General features: G+C 40.4%; 24 protein-coding genes. 20 read left to right on the plus strand and 4 right to left on the minus strand.

Annotation, left to right across the window (positions count from 1 at the left end):
- Positions 1–2: 2 nt before the first annotated feature.
- Together B0I27_RS01205 and B0I27_RS01210 are read left to right on the plus strand one after the other, a co-directional pair.
- Positions 3–338 (plus strand): helix-turn-helix transcriptional regulator, encoded by a 336-nt coding sequence (locus B0I27_RS01205; RefSeq protein WP_106290563.1) that lies wholly within the window; start codon positions 3–5, stop codon positions 336–338.
- Complete coding sequence (locus B0I27_RS01210) at positions 313–600, plus strand: MerR family transcriptional regulator (RefSeq protein WP_106290565.1); 288 nt, start codon at positions 313–315, stop codon at positions 598–600. The genes B0I27_RS01205 and B0I27_RS01210 overlap by 26 nt, the downstream gene beginning before the upstream one ends.
- Before the next feature lie 103 nt (positions 601–703).
- Here the strand turns inward: B0I27_RS01210 and B0I27_RS17700 are convergent, their stop codons facing one another.
- Positions 704–994 (minus strand): HAD domain-containing protein, encoded by a 291-nt coding sequence (locus B0I27_RS17700; protein WP_281260329.1) that lies wholly within the window; start codon positions 992–994, stop codon positions 704–706.
- Entirely contained in the window at positions 936–1,169 is a 234-nt protein-coding gene (locus B0I27_RS17865) for an HAD domain-containing protein (protein ID WP_219904958.1), read from the minus strand. The genes B0I27_RS17700 and B0I27_RS17865 overlap by 59 nt, the downstream gene beginning before the upstream one ends.
- A gap of 472 nt (positions 1,170–1,641) precedes the next feature.
- On the opposite strand from B0I27_RS17865, the gene B0I27_RS01220 reads away from it, so the two are divergent.
- From B0I27_RS01220 to B0I27_RS01240, 5 genes are all read left to right on the plus strand, one after another.
- Positions 1,642–2,283: a DUF6266 family protein gene (locus B0I27_RS01220; protein ID WP_106290567.1), complete on the plus strand. Its 642-nt coding sequence runs from the start codon at positions 1,642–1,644 to the stop codon at positions 2,281–2,283.
- An 83-nt stretch (positions 2,284–2,366) separates the two neighbouring features.
- The gene (locus tag B0I27_RS01225; RefSeq protein WP_106290569.1) at positions 2,367–2,729 is read left to right on the plus strand and encodes a hypothetical protein; all 363 of its coding nucleotides are present in this window, start codon (positions 2,367–2,369) and stop codon (positions 2,727–2,729) included.
- Positions 2,726–3,232, plus strand: coding sequence for a CHAP domain-containing protein (locus B0I27_RS01230; RefSeq protein ID WP_245925395.1), 507 nt, complete (start codon positions 2,726–2,728; stop codon positions 3,230–3,232). Before B0I27_RS01225 ends, B0I27_RS01230 begins: the two co-directional genes overlap by 4 nt.
- Entirely contained in the window at positions 3,229–3,726 is a 498-nt protein-coding gene (locus tag B0I27_RS01235; protein ID WP_106290571.1) for a hypothetical protein, read from the plus strand. The genes B0I27_RS01230 and B0I27_RS01235 overlap by 4 nt, the downstream gene beginning before the upstream one ends.
- A gap of 45 nt (positions 3,727–3,771) precedes the next feature.
- Entirely contained in the window at positions 3,772–4,407 is a 636-nt protein-coding gene (locus B0I27_RS01240) for a DUF6266 family protein (protein ID WP_106290573.1), read from the plus strand.
- A gap of 23 nt (positions 4,408–4,430) precedes the next feature.
- Here the strand turns inward: B0I27_RS01240 and B0I27_RS01245 are convergent, their stop codons facing one another.
- The gene (locus tag B0I27_RS01245; protein ID WP_106290575.1) at positions 4,431–4,871 is read right to left on the minus strand and encodes a hypothetical protein; all 441 of its coding nucleotides are present in this window, start codon (positions 4,869–4,871) and stop codon (positions 4,431–4,433) included.
- Between the two features lie 524 nt (positions 4,872–5,395).
- On the opposite strand from B0I27_RS01245, the gene B0I27_RS01250 reads away from it, so the two are divergent.
- From B0I27_RS01250 to B0I27_RS17870, 13 genes are all read left to right on the plus strand, one after another.
- The gene (locus B0I27_RS01250; RefSeq protein WP_106290577.1) at positions 5,396–6,199 is read left to right on the plus strand and encodes a polysaccharide biosynthesis/export family protein; all 804 of its coding nucleotides are present in this window, start codon (positions 5,396–5,398) and stop codon (positions 6,197–6,199) included.
- A gap of 50 nt (positions 6,200–6,249) precedes the next feature.
- Positions 6,250–8,589, plus strand: coding sequence for a GumC family protein (locus B0I27_RS01255; protein WP_245925396.1), 2,340 nt, complete (start codon positions 6,250–6,252; stop codon positions 8,587–8,589).
- Between the two features lie 22 nt (positions 8,590–8,611).
- Entirely contained in the window at positions 8,612–10,141 is a 1,530-nt protein-coding gene (locus B0I27_RS01260; RefSeq protein ID WP_106290581.1) for an oligosaccharide flippase family protein, read from the plus strand.
- 24 nt (positions 10,142–10,165) lie between these two features.
- Positions 10,166–11,173, plus strand: a complete 1,008-nt coding sequence (locus B0I27_RS01265) for a nitroreductase family protein (protein ID WP_106290583.1) — start codon at positions 10,166–10,168, stop codon at positions 11,171–11,173.
- 19 nt (positions 11,174–11,192) lie between these two features.
- A complete protein-coding gene (locus B0I27_RS01270) occupies positions 11,193–12,347 on the plus strand; it encodes a polysaccharide pyruvyl transferase family protein (protein WP_106290585.1) in 1,155 nt (384 codons plus the stop codon).
- 32 nt (positions 12,348–12,379) lie between these two features.
- Complete coding sequence (locus B0I27_RS01275) at positions 12,380–13,750, plus strand: O-antigen ligase family protein (protein ID WP_106290587.1); 1,371 nt, start codon at positions 12,380–12,382, stop codon at positions 13,748–13,750.
- A gap of 65 nt (positions 13,751–13,815) precedes the next feature.
- Positions 13,816–14,997 carry a glycosyltransferase family 4 protein gene (locus B0I27_RS01280; RefSeq protein WP_106290589.1) on the plus strand — a complete coding sequence of 394 codons (1,182 nt, stop codon included), beginning with the start codon at positions 13,816–13,818 and terminating at the stop codon, positions 14,995–14,997.
- On the plus strand, positions 14,994–16,109 hold the full coding sequence (locus B0I27_RS01285; RefSeq protein ID WP_106290591.1) for a glycosyltransferase family 4 protein: 1,116 nt from the start codon (positions 14,994–14,996) through the stop codon (positions 16,107–16,109). Before B0I27_RS01280 ends, B0I27_RS01285 begins: the two co-directional genes overlap by 4 nt.
- Before the next feature lie 24 nt (positions 16,110–16,133).
- Positions 16,134–16,661: a serine O-acetyltransferase gene (locus B0I27_RS01290; protein WP_106290593.1), complete on the plus strand. Its 528-nt coding sequence runs from the start codon at positions 16,134–16,136 to the stop codon at positions 16,659–16,661.
- Positions 16,661–17,674: a glycosyltransferase family 4 protein gene (locus B0I27_RS01295; protein WP_106290595.1), complete on the plus strand. Its 1,014-nt coding sequence runs from the start codon at positions 16,661–16,663 to the stop codon at positions 17,672–17,674. Before B0I27_RS01290 ends, B0I27_RS01295 begins: the two co-directional genes overlap by 1 nt.
- Complete coding sequence (locus B0I27_RS01300) at positions 17,671–18,114, plus strand: glycosyltransferase family protein (RefSeq protein WP_106290597.1); 444 nt, start codon at positions 17,671–17,673, stop codon at positions 18,112–18,114. The genes B0I27_RS01295 and B0I27_RS01300 overlap by 4 nt, the downstream gene beginning before the upstream one ends.
- Entirely contained in the window at positions 18,111–18,593 is a 483-nt protein-coding gene (locus tag B0I27_RS01305) for a glycosyltransferase (protein WP_106290599.1), read from the plus strand. Before B0I27_RS01300 ends, B0I27_RS01305 begins: the two co-directional genes overlap by 4 nt.
- A gap of 404 nt (positions 18,594–18,997) precedes the next feature.
- Positions 18,998–19,321, plus strand: coding sequence for a serine O-acetyltransferase (locus tag B0I27_RS17870; protein WP_425428103.1), 324 nt, complete (start codon positions 18,998–19,000; stop codon positions 19,319–19,321).
- Between the two features lie 93 nt (positions 19,322–19,414).
- Here the strand turns inward: B0I27_RS17870 and B0I27_RS01315 are convergent, their stop codons facing one another.
- Complete coding sequence (locus tag B0I27_RS01315; protein ID WP_245925397.1) at positions 19,415–20,839, minus strand: capsule assembly Wzi family protein; 1,425 nt, start codon at positions 20,837–20,839, stop codon at positions 19,415–19,417.
- Positions 20,840–21,653: the final 814 nt, after the last annotated feature.

Here is a 21,653-nt window from a genome sequence, read left to right on the forward strand (position 1 = left end):
TCATGAAAACAAGCATATTGAATATGAGCAGAAGTCTGTTCCAATCCGTCAGCATTATGGAAAGCCTGGTTGCGCGGGCATCGGACGTCCTTGCCGAGTTAAAAGAAATAAAAGCACTTCTTCAGCAGCAGAACGAGCAGGGGCTGGATACCCGGCTGCTGACCCAGGAGGAAACCGCAGAGAAGTTAAGAGTGACCCTGCAAACGCTGTATAACTGGAAGCAGGCGGGCGTACTGCTACCTATCCTAATCGGGTCCCGCAGTTACTACAGGCTCTCCGACATTATCAAAAGCGGTATAAAAGCAAACGAAGATGAAGGACAGACAGATCAGCATTAGCCGCCATTCCTTTCAGGTCGTTCGTTCAGGCGAGCGGCTGCTGGCTCTGGCATTTGCCATTATATCCGAGCTGAGGGAAATCAAAGAACTGCTGCGCATACAGAATGAGCGGGGAAACGATGCCAGGTTGTTTACGGTAGATGAGGCAGCAGAAAAAAAGAAAGTGCCCGTGCGCCTGATGGCAGAGTGGGAAAAGGCAGGGAAGCTGCCGTCGGTACACCTGCTGGGTAAGCGTTATTACCAGGAAAAGGATCTGGAGTAGATTCCGGCCAGCACAGGGTAGGTAATATCTTCGCTAATCCACAAATTTGCGGATTTAGCGAAGATATCTACCGCATTTGTATCAAAACTAGATCAAATAGAATTTAATGCATTAAAGCTTCTTGTGTCAGCTTTGTAATCGCTTCTTCCGCTAGCTCATCTGTCAAACTTAAAGACGAACTAGTCAGTACAAGATGATCCTTGATATTCTCGGGCAGGTCGTTTAAGCATTTATCATCATCAAGAATTACGAATGCTTCAGAATGATTACCTGAATAATACCAACTTAAGATCTCATCCTTCCGGCTTAATTCACTGGAGTTTGTAAGAAGTCTATCAATACGATTTGCTCGGATATCTTTTCCTGAAGATCTCATTCCATTGAGTAGAATCATACTTGGATTTATGCGATGTGGTTAGTAGAATATTAGCTCCAGTCTCACTTATTATCCGTTTTAAAGCTTTTACAGCTTTAAAACTAAATACAGGGAATCCATCTGATAAAAACTCAGGGCGCTTCCAGGAAGTTCCAGGAACCATTACTCCGTCTATGTCTAATAAGATTAACATTTGTACAAACCATCGATAATTATGCCGTCACACACCTTAATTTCATCAAACTTAATGCCAATGCGCATTTTGTTATAAATCCTTCTAATTACAGGTAAGCTTAGTTTCTTGTGACTTGAGAGCAACTCAGGTTGATTTGAACTTATATAGTCCTCAATGGCGTTTAACGAAATTTTATTCAAGATTGCATATTGTTTAGACGACCAAAGATAACCTTCCTTAAGCGTTAGTACAACCTGTCAAATGATGCCTCTTAATAACCAGTCGTGATAGGTTCTTTGTGTTGAGTAAGCATCCATAGACTGCATTTGGACTATGTTTTTTTAAAAAATCCATAAAATTTTGTCGATTTCAGCCAAAAAATCGTCATCCCTTCAGTGTCACAATACTTTTGATTCATCAGAACGACATACCGGTATATGAATGACTGATGTAAACAAATCAAGTATTAACAATTTTAAAAATTAAAAAAATGGCACAATTTAATCAAGGCGTCAATGGCGCATTTTCAGGAAAAGTAGGAAGTGTTATTGGTAGTAACTGGAGGGACATCGATTACATGAGAGGTTTAGCAAAGAGGACTCCAAAGAATCCTACAGCCAAGCAACTGGCAGTACGAGCACGCTTCACGCTGTTGTCTCAATTCCTATTGCTGGTGAAGAACGCAGTAGACAGGGGATTCTCCAGGCAGTACGATGGCCGGTCCACAGCCTTCAACCAGGCGTTCCGGGTCAATCAGGCAGCGCTGATCGGAACAGAGCTGGATCCGCAGCTCGACTACACCCAGATCATTCTGAGCAAGGGGCTGACCCTGACAAAACCTTTCGGCTGTAAGCTTGGCGCAGGCCTGGACGGATCGGTGAAAGTAAGCTGGCAGATGTTCAACGGAGGTTTAGAAGACCGCTCAAAGGACAAGATCACGATTGTTGTTTACTGTCCCGAGAAGATGGAAGCTCTTGTATCCATGGAGGAATACCTTCGTGAGGACCAGGTAGCAGAGATCGAAGTTCCGTCGAACTGGTCAAGCACCACGGTGTACGCATACCTGTTCGCCACAAGCGAGAAAGGTGAGAACTCCGCTACTGCGTATGCAGGAGGGCTGCCGATCCTGTAAGGTCGGATAAGTTCGGGTAAGATTGCCAGAAGGCGGAGGGTCGATCCTCCGCCTTTTTTACTAACAATTAAACTAATTAGAAAATGGAATTTTTAGATCTGCGGCCGGTAAGTACCGCCCGCTATAACGAACCGATCAGCATAGCCCTTTTGCTCGTATTATTTTTAGCCTTCCCCTGGCTGTGCCGCCATGTGGATGTAACCTCCGCAGCCCTGGATCCCGGTGCGCTCAGTGCGGTGATCATGGCCATCTTGTCCTTCCTGCTTTTCAAGGCCGTCACCTGGCGGGTGATGAAGGCGATTTGGCCGGTGTTCACGGTGTATTCAGAATGCGATTTCGAGTATGAATTCCGGGGACTGGCAGCCAGAGAGAAAGTGATGATCTACCTTGGATTCTATCTCCTGCTGCTGGCGGGTTTCGTGATGACACTCATGGCCCTGTTATGAAAGCGGGCCTGATGGTGTTGCTCAGCCTTTGGGGGATCTATACGGCTGAGATTGGTATCCGCGAACAAAGCGGGAAGAATGACGGGGAACGGGTGGAGATGTATCTCGCCTATGTCGGGCTGAAGAAGGGGAACCCCTGGTGCGCAGCCTTTGTGTGCTGGTCATTGGGACAGGCGAAGATCCGGAATCCGCGTTCAGGCTGGAGTCCGGATCTGTTTCCGGCAAAGAAGGTTTGCTGGCAGCGGTCAAGGATTCTTCAGATGAAGCCCGTTGATGGAGGAGCAGCGAGACGTCCCCGCAAAGGGGATGTCTTTGGGATCTACTTCCCCGATAAGAAGCGGATCGCGCATGTAGGCTTTGTCGATTCCTGGGACGATAAGTATGTGATTACGGTGGAGGGAAATACGAATGAAGCCGGGAGCAGGGAAGGGGATGGGGTGTACCGCAAGCGGAGGCTGGTTGGTTCCATTTACCAGGTAGCCAGATGGGAGGAGGCGCTATGAAAAAGGTTTTTTGTGTTTTTTCGGGATTTTTGATTTTGTTTTTTGGGGGAGGTTGTTCTTTGTTGAGGAAGGAGGTGGTGAGCAGGCAGGATAGTGTTCGAACGGATAGCCGGAAGGCTTCTCTGGATTGGAAGGTGGATTCGGTGGATTGGGCGAGTAGGGTGTTTACGTATAGCGACTCGAGCGGGGCGGAGTTTGAGGTGGAGATTGTGCCGTTGGGTCCTTTTAGTTTTTCGGCGAAAGGAGGGTTTGCAGGTTCGGCGAGTGTGCTGAGGTTACGGGGGAAAACGCAGAGCACTATTCGTTCGGCAGATTCCAGCAGCCGGCAGCAGCATGTTCAATCTACAGGATCGCAGAAAGAAGATACGAAAGCGCGGACAGAGAAGCTACAAAAGGAGACGGTAAAGAAGAACGATAAGAGCCTTTGGTGGGTGATCGCATTATTGTCGATCGGCTCATTAGTACTATTCTTCATCTACATGCGGAAGATCTGATATGATCATGAAATCAAATACTAACCATTTAAAAAGATCGAAATTATGGGCATTCTAAAGCACGGCCTGTTTGGGCCACTTTCCGGAAAGGTCGGAAACACTGTCGGTAGCAGCTGGAGAGGTATTCACTACGTGAGAAGCCTGTCTAAAAAAACGCAAAAAGAGCCTAGCGCAAAACAGCTGGCCGCAAGGGCACGTTTCGCAGCGGTAAATAAATTTTTACTGCCTTTAAAGGATGTAATTGAACGAGGATATTCCAATCAGGATCTGCGACGAGCTACTGCTTTAAACCTGGCGGTTAAAGAGAATTACGCAACCTTAACCGGAACCGATGAGCATCCAGGACCCGATTATTCAAAGCTCGTGCTCAGCAAGGATAAGATGGTTTGCAGACCTTTGGGTTGTAAGATTGCCGCGGGCACTCCGGGGCGTGTAAAAATAAGCTGGCAGGGGGGCGATTTTCTTGGAGACCGTGTTTATGACAGGGCAACTGTTGTGATCAGTTGCCCCGAGAAGGAAGAGGTGATCGTGAGTATGGACCAATTTTTCCGAGGGGATCAGTTAGCAGATCTGGAGATCCCATCCGGGTGGTTGAACGTTACGATTTACGGATATGCTTTTATGACAGATTATCTCGGCAGGAACTCCAGAACGGCATTTGCAGGTTCGTTGGAAGTATAAACGATATGAATTCCTTAAGTCTTTTAAAACTTAACGACTATAGTGTCTATCCATTTATCATTGACTCGAATTGTAAAACCCACTTTAAACATGTCTACGAAATAGGTGCATTTTCTTCCATTCAAAAGATCGATGTCTGATACCTTCGTTTCTTCAACACTTCCATCCCTGCGATAGACGGATATCAATGCATTAAACCTCTTAGGAACTTTTTTGTAGGATATCGACAAGACCGCTTTTGCCGTGTCGTGTATGTTAGTTTCCGGGATCATCTCGACATAAGTATCCTTCAGTAGTTCTGTTAGCCGCACCTTCGTGACCTCTTTGGGGATGCTACTATAGGATTCGACTTCCAACATCGTGACGACAGGTGCGTTTTCGTCTGGTTCTTCTTCATGTTTCTCCTTTTGACAAGAAATAAGTGATAAGACGAAGAGGAATGATAATAATTTTAGGTACTTCATTTTGATTGGTTTATGACCAAATGTAATAAGGTAAATACTTGAATTTGTGAAAATTTGGATATTTAATTTGCGAGGCACTTTATCGTCAACCTACCTGATTTTCATGAGTGCTAGCCACGGATGGAGCGGAAAGATATTCAGCTGGGCTTCGGCTAGAAATGATTTGAATATCTACTTAGGAAAGCGATAAATCAATGACACACTTAATTGAGCACTATGCCTCCTTTCTATTCAGACATTAACACGGTGAGCAGAATTGACCGTCTATAATGGCCAGTTTTTATAAACGAGAAAAAATGTGAATATTTGTACTCTTATTAGTATGCCAATTAGCCGTTCCCAATCAATGTTCCACTAATAAGCTCATTTAAGATCGACCGATTTATTGAAAAATTATCCAATGAAATGGGTATTATATATGAATAATTAAGAAAAAGTGATCAAAATCAAAAAAAATGGTAAATTGCGTAACTTTTACAAGCCCAAATTAGTACTATAAAAGAGAAAAAATTATCTATCAAAATATGTTAAAAAGCAGAGCCTACGACAAATTATGCCTCATTATTGCTCTTTTTGGGGTGTTAATTCTGTCCTCTTGTGTTGTAACAAAAAAGTCTGTTTACTTTACAGACATACCTGATACAGCGGCTTATCGAAAGATTATTCCCGCAGAGTTCAAAGAACCGGTTATTCAGCCGGACGACTTACTCAGTATTACAGTACAGACAATAGACCCAGCTACTTCGGCGTCGGTTAATCAGGTTTCCGCTATGCCAGCTATAGGTGCTAGTTCCGCGTCCACTGTCGGTTCCCAGACGATAAGTGGATTTCTTGTGGATAAGAATGGAACCGTGACTATGCCGATGTTGGGGAGTATGAAGCTCGCAGGCTTGACAACTTATCAAGCAAGGGATTTAATTCAGACAAAAGCGTCTGAATTCTTCAAAGAGCCAAATGTCCAAGTGAGGTTCGCAAACTATAAGATAACAATTATCGGCGAAGTTTCACGACCGGCGACATATACCTTGCCAAATGAAAAGGTTACTCTCCTTGATGCTATTGGATTGGCAGGCGACCTCACAATTTACGGGCGACGGGAAAATGTGTTATTAATCCGAGATAATAATGGGACTAAGGAGTTTACCCGTTTTAACTTAAATTCAACGGATATCTTTAAATCACCTTACTTTTTTTTGAGACAAAATGACGTGATTTATGTAGAGCCGGGCAAAGCAAAGGTAGCGGCGAACAATGCTGCGAGGACTCAGACGTTAGCGATCGTTGGGTCAATTTTATCCGTTTTGATTGTCGCTCTGAGTCGGTTATAGGAAGATCGTTCTATATGAACATTCATAAAGTAAATACGAGTAATAGTTTGATGAACAAAGAAGAGAATAGAGATATAATCCAGTTCTTAGGAAAGATAACTGCGAATTGGATATGGTTTTTGATAAGTGCTGGTATAGGTATACTAATAGCCTTTCTGTATGCTAGGTACCAGACCCCGGTCTACAAAATATCTGCAAAACTGCTCGTGAACGACGAGAAAAAAGGCGGGCTCGCTAGCCAGGGTGACCTTCTCGATTTGGGAGGCATTTTGGGAGCGAAGAGTTCTGTTGATAATGAAGCTGAGGTTTTGAAAACTCGGTATCTAATGGAACAAGTTACAAAGGAACTAAATGCTAACGTAACATACTATCATAAGGGGCGCATAAAAGATGTGGAGATCTATCAGGCGCCTTTCGAAGTGGTTCCACTTAGCATCGGAGATTCGGTTATTGCTACTTCCTTTGAATTGAAACAAATAGCTCCGTCCAAGATAGAGGTATCAAACGAGAGTTTTGTAAAGACGGTAAACTTCGGGGAACCTTTTGTTGTCGACGAGATGGGCAAGATTGCAATTGTTAGAAATCTTGACGTACCGTTTAAGAACAAGAAGTATCTCTTCAACATCACGTCAATAGATAATAAGGTCGCTGAACTGATGAGAAATTTTCAGGTTTCAGTTGTGAACAAACAAGTTAGCGCAATTGACCTTAGCTTTAACTATCCGTTGCCACGAAAGGGTGAGGATTTTTTGAGAACATTGATCGAAAAGTATGTCGAAGGAAATAAAGAAGACAAAAATATCATCGCGGACAGTACTATTGCGTTTATTGACAACCGTTTGATGCTTGTGGGCGACGAATTGGGCACTATCGAGAGTAAGATTCAGACATTCAGACAAAATAGCAGAATCGCTGATATCGATGCGCAATCAAAATTGCTAATAGAGAATTCAAGTGAATATGTAAATAGTCTTGCAGAAATTGAAACACAGCTTAATATCCTCGCATCTTTGGAAGGCTATCTTCGAGATGCGAATGCGACTAAGAGAGTTTTACCAAGTGCTGTTTTACCAGGCGATAACGTGTTTAATAGTCTGATCGAAAAGTATAACTCAATTCTCTTAGAACGCGATAGGCTTTCACTTTCATCAACAGAAACCAACCCATATGTCCAAAATCTCGACCAGCAGATTTCTAATTTACGTAAGGATATGTTGGCAAACATTTCTAATACCAAAGCTTCTCTAACTATTAGCGGTAATGAGTTAAGAAAGAGAACGGCTCAAGCGGAAGGAGAAATCAAAAGAGTTCCTGCAACACAGCGAACCTATTTGGATATGGCCAGACAACAGCAGATTAAGCAGGAGCTGTACGTCTTTCTGCTACAGAAACGTGAGGAGACCGCAATTTCGAAGACATCGAATATCTCGAATTCAAAAGTGATTGATCCACCCAAGGCGAATCCTAAACCCATCAGTCCAAAAAGGATAATAATTCTCGTATTTGGTTTAGCTTTTGGCCTTGTTTTACCTTTTGCTATATTATATTTAAGAGATCTTTTAAACACTAATATTGTGACGAAGGATGATGTTGTAAGTCGTACTAGCATCCCGATAATAGGAGAAATCAGCAAAAGTAAAGAGACCGAAACCATTGTGGCAAGACAGCACTCTCGATCTTCGATTTCAGAGCAATTTAGGGGTCTGCGCACGAATCTCTCGTTCTTTCTCAAGCCTGGTGAAAAGACTATTTTGCTGACCTCAAGCATGTCCGGAGAGGGAAAGTCGTTTGTTTCACTCAACCTAGCAAACGTTTTGGCGATTTCAGGCAAGAAAGTTGTAGTAATGGAGATGGATTTAAGAAAGCCGAACATCTCAAACAAACTAAGCATTTCAGGAGAATATGGTTTTACTAACTACATTATTTCGCCGAACGTTGAACCGGCTTCAGTAGTTTTACCTTCTGGCATTCATGAGAATCTTTTTATTGTTACTTCGGGTCCTATTCCGCCGAATCCTTCAGAAACGATTTTAGCATCCAGGACTGATGACCTAATGGAATTTTTGAACAAAACGTTCGATTATATAATAGTTGATGCTCCTCCCGTAGGTCTTGTTACTGATGCCCAGCTTCTATCGAAGTATGCAGACTTGACGTTATATGTCGTAAGGCAGAATTATACAAACAAGAAACAGCTCGCAATTGCCAACGAATTAGACATAAACAAGCGAATGACCAAAATGGCTATACTTGTTAATGATATAAAGTTGGAAGGTGGCTATGGTTATGGTTACGGCTACGGTTATGGGTATGGCTATGGAACTTATGGAGATCAGGATCAGCCCAAGGGTTTTGCTGCATATCTAAAGAACGCGATAAAATCAAAATAATATATAAATCATATTAGTCTTTATGCGTTCTGCAAGCAAAGTCATGCTGAATACCTGCGTCCTTTATGGCAGGATGCTACTTACGGTTGGCGTGTCTTTATATACCACCCGTTTGGTGCTTAATGCTCTCGGTCATACGGATTACGGAATTTTCAACTTGGTGGCTGGAGTCATTGCAATGTTGTCATTTTTGAACACCGCGATGGCTACCTCTACTCAACGATTTTTGTCGTTCAATCAGGGCAAGAACGACCGGGCAATGCAACGCAATATCTTTATCAATAGTTTGTTTTTGCATGTCATAATAGGTGGTGTTATAGTAGTGGTACTTGAAATGGCTGGATTAATTTTGTTCGCGGATTTTCTAAATATACCTCCTGACCGAATTGAAGCGGCTAAAACTATATTTCATTATATGTCGATTACCGTGTTTTTTTCGGTGATAAGTGTTCCGTTCGTAGGGATTTTGACATCTCATGAGAATATGATTTGGATAGCCGTCGTTAATATTACGGAAACGACTCTTCGATTAGGAATTGCATGGGCCTTATTGTACATAGATAGCGATAAACTAATAGTCTATGGGATTTTGAATGCCGGAATATCCGTTATAAGTCTAGTCCTATATGGAACCTACTGCTTTAATAAATATTCCGAATGTGCATTTAAGGGCCCAAAAATCATAAGTCGCGGGCTTTTGAGGAAATTGACGTCCTTTGCAGGTTGGAATCTTTTCGGAACTGTTTGCGGCCTTAGTCGAACTCAAGGTATAGCAATCTTGCTAAACCTGTTCTTAGGTGCAGTTGTTAATGCAGCTTATGGTATTGCGAATCAAGTGGCTTCTCAGCTTAATTTTTTCTCAGCAACATTATTGAGAGTTCTTAACCCGCAAATCATGAAAAGCGAAGGTGCGAACGATCGATCGCGAATGTTAAGATTGTCGATGATGGCGAGTAAGTTTGGTTTTTTTCTCTTAGCCTTCATCGCGGTTCCTTGCATTTTCGAAATGGAATCAATCTTAATTGTTTGGCTTGGTGATGTTCCCGATGGAGCAACCGTTTTTTGTATTCTGAATTTGGTTGGATTGTTAGTAAACCAGTTAACTATTGGCCTCCAATCAGCGATTCAGGCTACAGGAAGGATTAAGGTCTACCAAACGCTAATAGGGACCGTGTTGTTGTTGAACTTGCCTATAGCTTATCTATTATTACATTCTGGAAAAGCTGCGTATACAGTATTAGTAAGTTTTATTCTCATTGAAGCGGTAGCCTGTACCTTAAGGTTAGTAATATTAAAGAGTTTGGCTGGGCTATCAATCAACACGTTCGTGAACAGAGTTTTCATGCGTGAAATTATTCCCCTTTGTTGTGCGGTTCTTGTTTGCTTCCTCGTTACGTCTAACTTTGAAGGTGAGGGCAGATTTATTATTACTATCGTCTGCTCTTCTCTTGTGTTTATAGTTACCGTTTATTTCCTGGGTTTATGTCAGGACGAAAAAATATTAGTTGATCAGGTGTTTTGTCGCTTACAGAAGCGTGTATTCAGTTCATAGTTAATTTTATTATATAGTATATATATGAAAAAAGTGTTAAAGAAGATACTTCCGTCTAGTTTTAGAAAGGCGTATCGATCTAACAAGACGAGTTACAGAATATTTTCTGACTATTTTGAAGACTATCGAAACTACAGGAAGTACTCTGCATCACTTGATCTAAAAAGTAAGGAGATGATACAGGCGTACCTAATTAAGGAATATCATGCAGTAGAGAAAGGGCTTGCATTGCCTATTCCTAGGCCAGGTTTTGGTATCGAACGTATTACTGAGCTGATAAGTAAGCTGCAAATGTATATTCAGACTTATGGCAAGGACAGTATTTCTGACATTTCCGTTTCTACTCTGCAGGAGTATCTAGCGTTCGATAAAAAGCATAACAAAGAGACTTCGCCATTAGTGCCATTGATCGAAAACTTGATACAAGCTTATAATCAAAGTGATCTAGAGTCTGTCGGCGGTACCCTTCCAATGAATAGGCAAGATTTGTTGCCACTATTAGATTTCGATTTCGATTCATTTTTTAAATCTCGTCACAGCATTAGGGATTTTGCCGAAGAGCCAGTTGATACTAAGATTATTCTTGATACAATCGATACGGCAAAGTATGCCCCGTCGGTATGCAACCGTCAAGCATGGAAAGTGTACGTGATCGAACATGATAATTATGCATTGAAGAAGGCTCTGCTTAACGTTCAAAACGGGAATAAGGGCTTTGGTGATAAGATTAGTTCGTTAATCGTAGTCACAGGGAAGTTATCGTCTTTTTTTTCTTACGAAAGATATCAGGTTTACATTGATGGTGGGATGTTCGCAATGTCAATCGTACTAGGTCTACACTCTAAAGGATTGGCTACATGTTGTTTAAATACAAGTTATAATTCGTCAATGCGTGAGGCGTTTAATAATGCCTTAAAGACCGACGATGATTGCGTTCCAATTATGTTTATTGCCGTTGGACATTTAAAGGACAATTATAAAGTCGCTAACTCAAAGAGGAGGCCACTATCTGAATTAGTTGAAGTAAGGTAAACGTTAATCAAATTAAAACATGATGCACAAAGTTAGGGTAGGTATAATGACATTTTGGTGGACGCATTCGAATTACGGACAAGTGCTTCAAGCATATGCGTTGATGACGTTTTTAAAGAACCTGGGTTACGATGTTTTTTTCATTAGATATCAGGGTATTGGCGATATAAAAAAGAAATCCATATTAAAGCGCTTGCTCACATTCAATTTAAAGGCTTTCGTAAACCGTAGAATCATCTCTTACAAGCTGGCAAAAGAGAGCAAATTAACACCAAGACGCTTTGAAGATTTTAAGGCTAAATATTTAACTTATAGCGCAGAACAGTATGCGTCGCTTAAGGAGCTACAGAACAACCCGCCGATAGCAGACGTCTATATTGCAGGAAGTGATCAAGTATGGAATAACACCTTTTCACCATCATGTGAACCGTACTTATTAGGGTTTGGAGACGAAAATATCAAAAGAATAGCGTACGCTGCTAGCTTCGGACAAAAGCGGTTATCTGATACGACGAAAGATTTGTTTATTAGGAATATAGGCAGATTTGATGCAGTTAGCGTTAGGGAATTTTCAGGCTTGGAGATTTGTAAGGATGTTGGCTGCGATAACGCAATCTGGCTTCCTGACCCCACATTTTTATTAGATAAGGCGATCTGGTCATCATTATACCAGAGCTCTTCACCTGTGATGAATAACGTTTCGAGTATTTTTATATACACCTTAGGAAATAGCTTAATAAAGAACAGGAGTAAGTATATTGATCATGTTTCCAGTCTGCCGAATGTTACGATTTCCCATGTATCGTCAAACTATGATTTTTCAGGGAACAGCTTCCCAACTATTGAGGAGTGGCTCAAATTGATTGATGATTCGCAATTTGTAATTACCAACTCATTTCATGGTATGGTTTTTTCTATAATCTTGAACAGAAATTTTGTTATTCTGCCTAATACTGGGGCAGCAACAGGGATGAATGAGCGCATTACCAGTCTTTTAGAAAAGCTCCAACTTGAGGATAATATGATGAGCGATTACGATTCGGAGAAGCTAAACTTGTTGATGAAAAAGCAGATAGACTGGGAGTTTGTTAATAAATCAATCTCAATATGGCGAAGTGAGGCCGAGGCGTTTTTAATTGAAAGTCTTCCAGCGCCAAAAGCACCCCTTGTTTAGTTCAGTAGTGTACCAGCGTTATATGCTTGCGAATGGATAGAATATTTCTAATAATATTATGCGTAATTGGGCTTGCTAGGTGGTTATCGGCGGTAAAACAAGGAAAGCGAGCAAAGCATTTACTAATTAGCTGTTTTGTTCAGACGCTGCCTTTTGGATATGGATTTACTTTGTACTCTTTCATGACAGATGAACTACTTGGTCAATTTGGGAATGGAATAAGGTTAGAAGTGCCATTTTTGTTTTTTTTACTGTTCTCCGTAATCGGCTATTATCGGCTTCCCCTGAAAGCATTTAGTTTCAAATCCAATCCTTGGTTTTACTTATTTGTTGGACTTTGCTTCGTGTCTTTTTTTAATCCCATAAATCCGTTTCCTGTTTCCGCTTTGGTGCCTTTATCGTTCGTCACTCAAATGCTATTACTGTTAAAGGTAATCGAGCGAAATTTTACGCGAGATCAAATTTATAGAGGAATATTCGACGGTCTAACCATAACCATTACGATACAATTTTTCCTTGCAATATGTTATCCGGTATTAGGCATTGAAGCGTTAGCATCGTTTTTTAAAGGTGAGGCTGCAATGCACTGGGCAGAAAGGCGAGAGGGGTATAGATCAGCAGTCGGTATATTCACACATCCAGGCCACTTGGCGTTGTATTGCTTAATTTCAGTTGTCTTTTTTCTAGCAAACTATCTAAATCATTACGAGAAAAAGCTGTCCACTGCTGTTATTGGCATGAGTTTGTTTGTCCTATTTCTAACCTACTCTCGCACTACTTATATAGTGTTGATGGCGGTTGTGATATTACTGTGGGTGATTTTCAGGCAAGGGAAGGGGGTTTTTACTTTTAAAAACATACTAATTTTCGCGATTGGTTTCTCATTTTTACTGTTTGTGTTTTATCTGAGCCCACTGAGTGAGATGTACTTGAAAAGTGATTCTGAAGAACAATTTGATAATCGGTTCATTCATGGATTATTAGGGTACGAAATTTGGCGACAGTCGAAGCTAATAGGGATCGGGGTTAATTCTCATGTATATTATTTGGCCCATAAATTAGTTAGCGATCCTTTCGGAGGTAAGGTGACGATGGATTTCTTTACATCAAATCCCATTCATAACATTCACGTAATAATTGCTGCTGAAGTGGGAATTCTGGGATTGTTGACGTGGCTAAGTTATGTGATCTCCAAGGTTCATCGCCTTTCAAAACTCTGCTCGACAAGTAACTCGTATATCAATATAATTAACATGACATTCGTAGGAGTCTTGACATCTTTGTTTTTATATGGATTCTTTGGGTGGTCTCCATTTGATACATCAATATTTGGTACGGCGATTTTCATCGGCTATTTCGCGACTACCAATACAAATGACGAAAAGGGAATAGAAGTTTATTAGGAATTATCACTGTCCATGATGTCTGACTTTGAGAGGGACATATTGGTTAGTCTTCATATTATATTATGACTGAAAAGACAAAGGTTGTTTATTACACCCATGTATATTATTTAGATGCAGCGTTGGAATACATCAAACAAATAAGTTTGACGCATAGTGTATACGTTTTTATTGAGCTCGGTAAAGAAGGGCTTAAGGCAAACATTTTTGATTTGGATATTGACCTTTCAGCGTATCCTCCACTTGTATCCTTTTATGACGTAAAAAGTAAATGGAATATTTCGGAGCTAGAGTCATATTTTGTAAATACCAAAGAGACTTATTTTTTGACGTATGCTAATCCCCAAAGCCTTTCTCTTCTAGCTTTTAAACGAGCGATAAATTTCGTCTCTCAATTGCGACGTATTCAGCCAGACTACGTACATTTCGAAGATTTGTCTTTAAGACAAGTTTGGATGCTGCCATACCTTAGCCTTAATCCTCAAAAGCTGGTTATAAATGCTCATGATCCGCTTCCGCATTCCGGCGAAAGTATGATTAAACGTAAGCTTCTGAAGAGCGCTTTTTTTTTCTTCACAAAAAAATATGTTTGTTTCTCAGAATTCAGCAAAAATCAACTGAGAGGTATAGTTTCGAAAAAGAGCGATGTGTACTTGATAAAGCTTCTACCGTATACTGTTTATTCAAACTATCAACCGTCCTTAGAGGTAATGGATCGCAATATTACCTTTGTAGGCCGGCTTTCGCCTTATAAAGGAATCGATTTATTTCTTAATGCCATAAAATTGCTCGGAAGGGAAGATAGGGTCGGATCATACGTTGTAGCAGGTAAACGCATTGGCTCTTATGATCCTGGTTTTGCAAAATTTACATCAAAATCGTTGCAGGTCATTGATAAACATCTTTCTAACGACGAACTAGTAAAAATCATTTTAAATTCTAAGCTAATAGTTTGCCCCTATCTTGATGCAACACAAAGCGGCGTTATTATGACTGCTTACGCGCTGAACAGACCCGTTCTGGTAACTCCTGTGGGAGGGCTTCCTGAATATGTACAAAATGGTGTGACGGGCTTGATTATGCATGATGTAGACACCCAGGCGCTAATCAAGAGTTTGGAGTTTTTTGAGCGCCATGAAACTGACTTTTCTGATATGTCCTTATCAATCAAAGAATGGAGAAAACGCGCAGTTCGACAGAATAATGAGATTATAGAAAGTATTTATAAAAAACGTAAAGAACAATGAAGGAAATTTTGCTTTTGACATACAATTTAAAGTTCGGGGGTGCCCAACAGCATCTTGTATTGTTCGCTAATTACTTGAAAGTCATTGGGGTTCCCGTTGTTATCGTCAATGTGAGTGACAATAACGATATGTCTGATCGATTGTTGGACGGAATTGAAATTATTAATATCCCGAGGAGATATAATTTTGATTTGAAACCGAGCGTCAAAATTAAAAAATTGATAAAAGACAGGGAGATTGGCCATGTCTTTTGTAACAGTTTGTACTGCTATCTGTTTGTATTCCGATTGAACGAAGTTAAGCGGTCTGTTATTTTCCATACAACTGTGTATACCGACAATTACTCTTACTTGAAAGATTTTTTTACGAGGTTTCTATTGCAAAAAGATGTTCGCTTAGTAACTGTTTCCAATAACCAACTGTTGCATCTTTCGAAGACATTACTTATACGCAAGGAGAGATTTAGTTTGGTTTATAATGGGATTGATCCCCAAGCCTTTAATTATCAAATTGCGCAAATGTATGATAGAGATAGTATCAGGCGCGAACTAGGAATACCGACGGAAGCTTTTGTTATTATACAGGTTGCACGCTATGATGTTGAAAAGAACCACGAGCTATCAATCGCCGTGTTGAATATCCTACGATCGAAACATAATATAGATGCGTATATGATTTTTGTCGGAGGTAACGGGATTCAAAAGAACAGAAAAGAAGCCATAACATCATTGATTGAGGAGCAGGGTTTATCTAACTATATTAAGGTCTTAGGCATTCAGAAAGATGTCAAGTCATTCTTGGCGGCTTCTGACTTATTTATATTAACCTCTAAGGCGGTTGAAACATTTTCGATCGCTGCGTTGGAAGCGATGGCTATGGGCCTACCATGCGTGTTGACAGATGTAGGTGGCGCAAATGAGATGATTTTTACCGGCAAAAACGGATATCTCAGCTCTTTTAGTGATGCCGCTGATTTTGCAGATAAAGCTAAGGATGTTTTCTTGGGCCGTCTTGAGTGGACAAAATCTCGGATAAGTGAGGAGGTGATAAAGGAATTCAATTCAGAGAAGTCGAACAGTTCGCTATTAAAGGTGATTACTGCTGAGTACTAATATGAGCACTATAAGCGGACGCATATGAGTTTTAGTAAGTTAATAGACGGCATTCAGCAAGATTTCAAAGGGTATTCTGAATATTCGAAGAGTTCAGTAAAAGTCTTTTTTAAGCTGCATTTTTATTGCAACGTGCTTTTTAGGCTAAGTTCTTTTTTTTATAGACTTAAGTTGCTGCCCGTTGCTAGGATCTTTTGGTTACTCAACCGGGTAGTTTTCTCCATCGATATTGACCCTGGGGCGCAATTGCGCGGTGGAATGGTCATAATTCATGGGATCGGAGTTGTAATTGGTAGACATGTAGTCTCGATTGGATCGTTTAGGATTTATCAGGGTGCAACGTTGGGTGGAAATAACGGGAAGACGGCTAATACAATCTTTGGTGACATATCGCAACCAATTATCGGAAATAACGTAGTAATAGGGATCAACTCGGTTGTTATTGGCCCTGTAATAATCGGAGACAGGGCCGTTATTGGCGCTAATGCGGTTGTTACTAGAGACGTACAGGAGAATGAAAAAATTGTGGGAAGCAATAGAGTTTTGAAGTAATGGTCAACAAACAAATATATTCAATCACGACCAACCTGTCGAGATACGGAGGCGCTCAAAAGGTTCTATTGGATTTACACAATGGAATAAAGGGTGTTTTCGATTGTAAGATTATCGGTTTTCAATCGTTCGACGAGCTGCATCCTAAGTATAAAATTGAAAGATCAGATTATCTTCAACTTAAAAATCCTTTCGTTCTTAACGGAAAGATAATTATAGTCCATGCACGAAACGTGATGTCATTTTTAGCAGTGCTAAAAAAGGTTTTTTTCTTGGATACTCAGATTGTTTATGTCTCTCATAACGTGTATGATAATCATCGACGAATTACATTTTTGCCTGACATAGTTGTATCAATATCGAAGAAAGTGACTGATAATCTCGTCCGTTTCTTTAATGTAAATCCTCGGAACATTACTCTTATATACAACGGGATCAAAGATTTCTACGAAAACGAAAAGTGGGCAGCACCAACTTATAAAAAGGAGAAAATTGTGATTCTCTATCCAGCGCGTGTTAACGCGGTTAAAAGACAACTAAGTATAATCGATAATTTGGCAGGAAAGCTATCGCCGAATATTGAAATTAATTTTGCTGGAGTAGGTGATGACTATGAACTTTTGGTTGAGCGATGTCGGCAGTCTTCTAATTTTAAAGCTTTAGGTTTCATGGATAATATGGACGACGTAATTAAACGAGCAGATTACTTGATGCTCTATTCTCTTCAGGAGGGATTACCTATAGCTCTTATTGAGGGCATTATGCACGGAAAGCCGCTTTTAGTTAACAATGTAGGGGGAAACTTGGAGCTAGGTATACCTGGCTACAATGCAATTGAGCTGGACGAGGATTGGGACAAGCTCGCGGCGACATTGAATCGGCTTGAAAGTATTACAAATCAAGAGTATGGACACATGAGCCTCAACAGTAGAAAGAATTTTTGTGAGAATTTCACTTACGGAAAAATGATTTCAAATTACATACATTTTTTAAAAAAAGTTCAATCAAGATGAAAATATTAGCCATAGCATCGGCGGGAGGTCACTGGATTCAATTGTTGCGGTTGCAACCATCCTTTGAGGGACACGAAGTCGTTTTTATGTCCACTAAGACAAGTTTTGCTTCTACTGTTTCGGGTTATAAATTTTTAGTAGTCCCGGATGCTAATAGGAAGAACCCTTTTAAAATGTTGTCCACTGTTTTGTCGGTGTTCAAGCACATCAAGGCAGTAAAGCCCCATATAATAATTACTACAGGCGCTGCACCGGGGCTGATAGGCATAGTAATAGGGAAGTTATTCGGAATAAAAACAGCATGGGTGGACAGCATTGCTAACGTTCAAACAATATCAATGAGCGGGAAAATAGCAAGATATTTCGCAACGAAAATATATACACAGTGGCCAGATTTAGCAACTAAGGGGACAATTTATAGAGGGAACGTTTTATCATGATATTTATCACCATTGGTACTCAAGAACCATTTGACCGGCTTATTAAGGCCATGGACGAAGTTGCGCCGAAACTTGGAAATCCTGAGATAATAGCACAGATATCCGGTTCTTCGTATCTCGTAAAAAATATGAAAACCATGGATTTTATTGCTCCCAGCGAGTTTAACGATTTGGTTAAAAGGGCGAAGATAATTGTAAGCCACGCGGGAATGGGAACTATAATATCTGCCTTACAGTTACGTAAACCAATCCTTGTTATGCCACGATTATTGAAGTTTGGCGAGCATCGAAACGAACATCAATTAGCGACAGCGCGTAAGTTTGACCGCTTAAATTATATTAATGTGGCTTATGATGAACAAGAATTACAAGAGAAGATTCTCGAAATGTACTTTGGTGAATCGAAAAGTTTACATGAATTGGGTGATTTCGCATCTCCAGAGTTAATAGAATCGCTTCAAGAGTTTATAAACGAATGATCCGCCTTTTGGCGATTGTTAATTGATTTTATAAAATTGGATCTTATTGCTTTGTTCGATGCTCGAGATATGGTTGGGCAAAATTTTGGCTAATCTTTTAAGCTGTCTAAAATGCAGGCAACTCTTTTAACTATTGTGTAATTCTTTAACTAAATACGATTATGTTTTTACTTGACGAATCAATTCGTGCTGATTTGTTTCGATATGCCGGAGCGGTGAGCTATAAGTTATTTTTCAAGTTCCTTTTTGTCCCAGGATTCAGATTTACTTTTTTTCTACGCAAATGTAACAAGCATGGTAAGAAATCATTTAAAGGTGTTCTCTACCGGTTACTGTACCGTCGATACCTATTTAAGTACGGAATTCAAATCTATCCTAGTACTCAAATAGGTCATGGCTTTTATATGGCCCATTTCGGAAACATTGTCGTGAACCCACAAGCTAAAATTGGGTCAAATTGTAATGTCGCACAAGGCGTAACTATCGGTCAGTCGAACCGAGGTGCCAAAAAAGGGAGTCCTACCATAGGAAATTGTGTATGGATAGGGCCGAATTCGGTTGTTGTTGGGAACATTGTGATAGGAGATAATGTTCTAATAGGCGGCGGCGCCATGGTTAACATCGACATACCGAGCAATTCCATTGTAATAGGGAATCCTTGCACGGTAATCCCCAAAATGGGTGCAATAGACGGTTATATAACAAACAAGTATTTTGCAAAAGATTGAGTTTGTTCGCTGTTGTCAGAGGTAGCGACATTCTCATAGATGCAGTCTTATAGCAAATATAAATCTTCCAAGAATTTTTGAGCTTAGAAGAACTTAAAAATCCTTCCTGATCTTGAGTATTAGCCCTGTAGAATTATATAACAATTTTCCTTTGTCAGCAGCGGCAATGTATCCGACTGAAAATCCATTTCTTAATTTTCTATTAGCTTCCAAATATGCCGAGAACTGGCTTACGGCCCCAAATAGGCCATAACGTGGAGGAACCACCAACGAGCCAGTAGTTCGGCCTTCTGGACTTGTTGCAAAAGTTCCATGGTTTCTTGAGAAGCTTGTTTTTAAGAGATAATCCCATCTCTCTATCGAGGCATCAAGACCGAGATGAAATGCAACGACTCTATTATTGATAAAAAAGTCTATTGGATCAGATGCACTACCTTTGCGTGCTACGTTATTAGCAGTAAAGAAAGGTGTGCCAAGTCCTAGACCCTTATATGACCAGCCGCCACGATAGAAAAAATTATTGTAGTAGTTTTCGTCCCCAGATTTCGTGCGTCTTGACGAGTTGAGTCCGGCTTGATCTTTTGAATATAAAAACTCAAACGTCGCTTTTTTCCATCTTATTCCGTGGCTTTGATCTGTAAATTTCTTATTCGTTAGGGAGATTCCATTAAGTCCATCTTTAATGTTTGCAAGTTTCGCAATCGCCCCAACGTCATAGAAGTTTTGGCGATATACAAGTAAATTGAAGGTTGGAAAATCATACTCTACAGCTAGGTCTATGGACCCAAGATGGTTTCCAATTTTGGATCGAGGAATCCCATTTTCCTGAATACGTCCATAAGCTTTACCTGTGGCAACGAAGAAGAACGTCTCTATGGGAGATAGGCCGAATGTCTCGCCATATATATATCTTTCATTTCCCCAAATAACTTGGTGGTTGATTCCACCGTGTAGTTTGAGTTTCCAATTACTGGTCCCGAGCCTTGCATACAGCGCTTTTTGATGTAAGTAAGAGTCAACTCGATCGACCGGTGTTCGAATCGTTCCTCCTGGCCCCGTGCTCGAAATTACATCTGCGATATGAAGTTTTCCGGTCCAACCATGCGATAGCGAACCCTTTATGGCGATAAGATCGTTGAAAATGCTGGGCGACCAATATTCTGGGATTGAAACTGAAATTTTTGGTATACCTAAGGCGTTTCCAGAGACTGAAAAGTTGCCGCTACTTAATCTTTGATCACTATTGAAACCCATCACGTCTTTCGTTCTTCCTGCACTGAGTTCGAAAATACCTGCTCTGACTTTGATATAGCCCTCCGTAAGGATAAACTTAGAGGTACTGCCAAGGTTTGCTCGGGCTTCTGTTCCGAATCCCCAATCTATAGTCTTCGTGCTATCATATCCTTTGTAAGCTTTAGCTATGAAGCTAGTGGAGGCTCCGGATAGTGGAATACTTCCAAATTGATTAGATCTCATCCAAAATGGAACAGTGCCATTAGTGGTTCCATTTCCCTGCATCTCTAGATTTATATGTACCTTCGATATTTGGCTTTTCGACGCTGTACTACAGAATACTAGTACAGTAATGATAAGAAAGATTCGTATTTTAATATTCATATGTAGCATTTAGCTTGGTGTGGGGGCTGTAACGAAGAGTCTACTGGTGTGAGGCTTGCATTGCTCCAGGAACCAGGAAATTAAATTCCATTTAATTTGAACAAAATAGATGTCGTACGAAAAATATTTCCTAAATCTGTGTTTTCTAAATATTGAAAAAGGAGTATTTTTTTGGTAGAAAAATGAATGCATGAGTGTGTCAACCTAAACATCTGTCCCTATTTACTGTTTGGCAAATGCTATAAATGTCGTAACAATTTTCACATTTATTAAATAAAACTACCGTTGACAGTTATTTTGTTTTTTTAAGTTGGTATACTAGTGCCTAATCCTCTGATCTTTGTTCGCCTGCTTGGGAGATGTTAGTCACATCAATTATAAGGGCAATAAAAAAAGTACTGGTAATCATTCGCGGTTTTTTTGACACTCTTTATTCGGCGAAATATACAGTTTTACTATTGGTACCATATTTCGGCAACACGCTCTCTTAGATGTCTTATTCTTATCGTCGTTTTAGGTATTTTTGGCGGTGTTATTACCATTTATAATGTAATTTCGACCTGTACAGTCGATCTGCTAACGTAATGTTAGATTTTTGAACCGGTATGTGTCGACCAGTGACGACGGAACGAGGTGATCATAGGCGTAACAATGTCGATGAAAAATAGAGCACTAAACGACCTTAGCACACTCCGTCGGATGAATTGACAAATGG

The sequence above is a fragment of the Arcticibacter pallidicorallinus genome, from assembly GCF_003002875.1.
GTDB classification, from domain to species: Bacteria; Bacteroidota; Bacteroidia; order Sphingobacteriales; family Sphingobacteriaceae; genus Arcticibacter; species Arcticibacter pallidicorallinus.

Excerpts from the sequence above, each read along its gene's own strand:
- B0I27_RS01225 (WP_106290569.1), top strand. The coding sequence starts at position 2,367 with ATGGAATTTTTAGATCTGCGGCCGGTAAGTACCGCCCGCTATAACGAA.
- B0I27_RS01265 (WP_106290583.1), top strand. The coding sequence starts at position 10,166 with ATGAAAAAAGTGTTAAAGAAGATACTTCCGTCTAGTTTTAGAAAGGCG.
- B0I27_RS01290 (WP_106290593.1), top strand. The coding sequence starts at position 16,134 with ATGAGTTTTAGTAAGTTAATAGACGGCATTCAGCAAGATTTCAAAGGG.
- B0I27_RS01255 (WP_245925396.1), top strand. The coding sequence starts at position 6,250 with ATGAACAAAGAAGAGAATAGAGATATAATCCAGTTCTTAGGAAAGATA.
- B0I27_RS17870 (WP_425428103.1), top strand. The coding sequence starts at position 18,998 with ATGGCCCATTTCGGAAACATTGTCGTGAACCCACAAGCTAAAATTGGG.
- B0I27_RS01205 (WP_106290563.1), top strand. The coding sequence starts at position 3 with ATGAAAACAAGCATATTGAATATGAGCAGAAGTCTGTTCCAATCCGTC.
- B0I27_RS01285 (WP_106290591.1), top strand. The coding sequence starts at position 14,994 with ATGAAGGAAATTTTGCTTTTGACATACAATTTAAAGTTCGGGGGTGCC.
- B0I27_RS01235 (WP_106290571.1), top strand. The coding sequence starts at position 3,229 with ATGAAAAAGGTTTTTTGTGTTTTTTCGGGATTTTTGATTTTGTTTTTT.
- B0I27_RS01240 (WP_106290573.1), top strand. The coding sequence starts at position 3,772 with ATGGGCATTCTAAAGCACGGCCTGTTTGGGCCACTTTCCGGAAAGGTC.
- B0I27_RS17700 (WP_281260329.1), bottom strand. The coding sequence starts at position 994 with ATGATTCTACTCAATGGAATGAGATCTTCAGGAAAAGATATCCGAGCA.
- B0I27_RS01300 (WP_106290597.1), top strand. The coding sequence starts at position 17,671 with ATGAAAATATTAGCCATAGCATCGGCGGGAGGTCACTGGATTCAATTG.
- B0I27_RS01295 (WP_106290595.1), top strand. The coding sequence starts at position 16,661 with ATGGTCAACAAACAAATATATTCAATCACGACCAACCTGTCGAGATAC.
- B0I27_RS01280 (WP_106290589.1), top strand. The coding sequence starts at position 13,816 with ATGACTGAAAAGACAAAGGTTGTTTATTACACCCATGTATATTATTTA.
- B0I27_RS01270 (WP_106290585.1), top strand. The coding sequence starts at position 11,193 with ATGATGCACAAAGTTAGGGTAGGTATAATGACATTTTGGTGGACGCAT.
- B0I27_RS01220 (WP_106290567.1), top strand. The coding sequence starts at position 1,642 with ATGGCACAATTTAATCAAGGCGTCAATGGCGCATTTTCAGGAAAAGTA.
- B0I27_RS01245 (WP_106290575.1), bottom strand. The coding sequence starts at position 4,871 with ATGAAGTACCTAAAATTATTATCATTCCTCTTCGTCTTATCACTTATT.
- B0I27_RS01250 (WP_106290577.1), top strand. The coding sequence starts at position 5,396 with ATGTTAAAAAGCAGAGCCTACGACAAATTATGCCTCATTATTGCTCTT.
- B0I27_RS01230 (WP_245925395.1), top strand. The coding sequence starts at position 2,726 with ATGAAAGCGGGCCTGATGGTGTTGCTCAGCCTTTGGGGGATCTATACG.
- B0I27_RS01210 (WP_106290565.1), top strand. The coding sequence starts at position 313 with ATGAAGGACAGACAGATCAGCATTAGCCGCCATTCCTTTCAGGTCGTT.
- B0I27_RS01275 (WP_106290587.1), top strand. The coding sequence starts at position 12,380 with ATGGATAGAATATTTCTAATAATATTATGCGTAATTGGGCTTGCTAGG.
- B0I27_RS17865 (WP_219904958.1), bottom strand. The coding sequence starts at position 1,169 with ATGTTAATCTTATTAGACATAGACGGAGTAATGGTTCCTGGAACTTCC.
- B0I27_RS01315 (WP_245925397.1), bottom strand. The coding sequence starts at position 20,839 with ATGCAGGGAAATGGAACCACTAATGGCACTGTTCCATTTTGGATGAGA.
- B0I27_RS01260 (WP_106290581.1), top strand. The coding sequence starts at position 8,612 with ATGCGTTCTGCAAGCAAAGTCATGCTGAATACCTGCGTCCTTTATGGC.
- B0I27_RS01305 (WP_106290599.1), top strand. The coding sequence starts at position 18,111 with ATGATATTTATCACCATTGGTACTCAAGAACCATTTGACCGGCTTATT.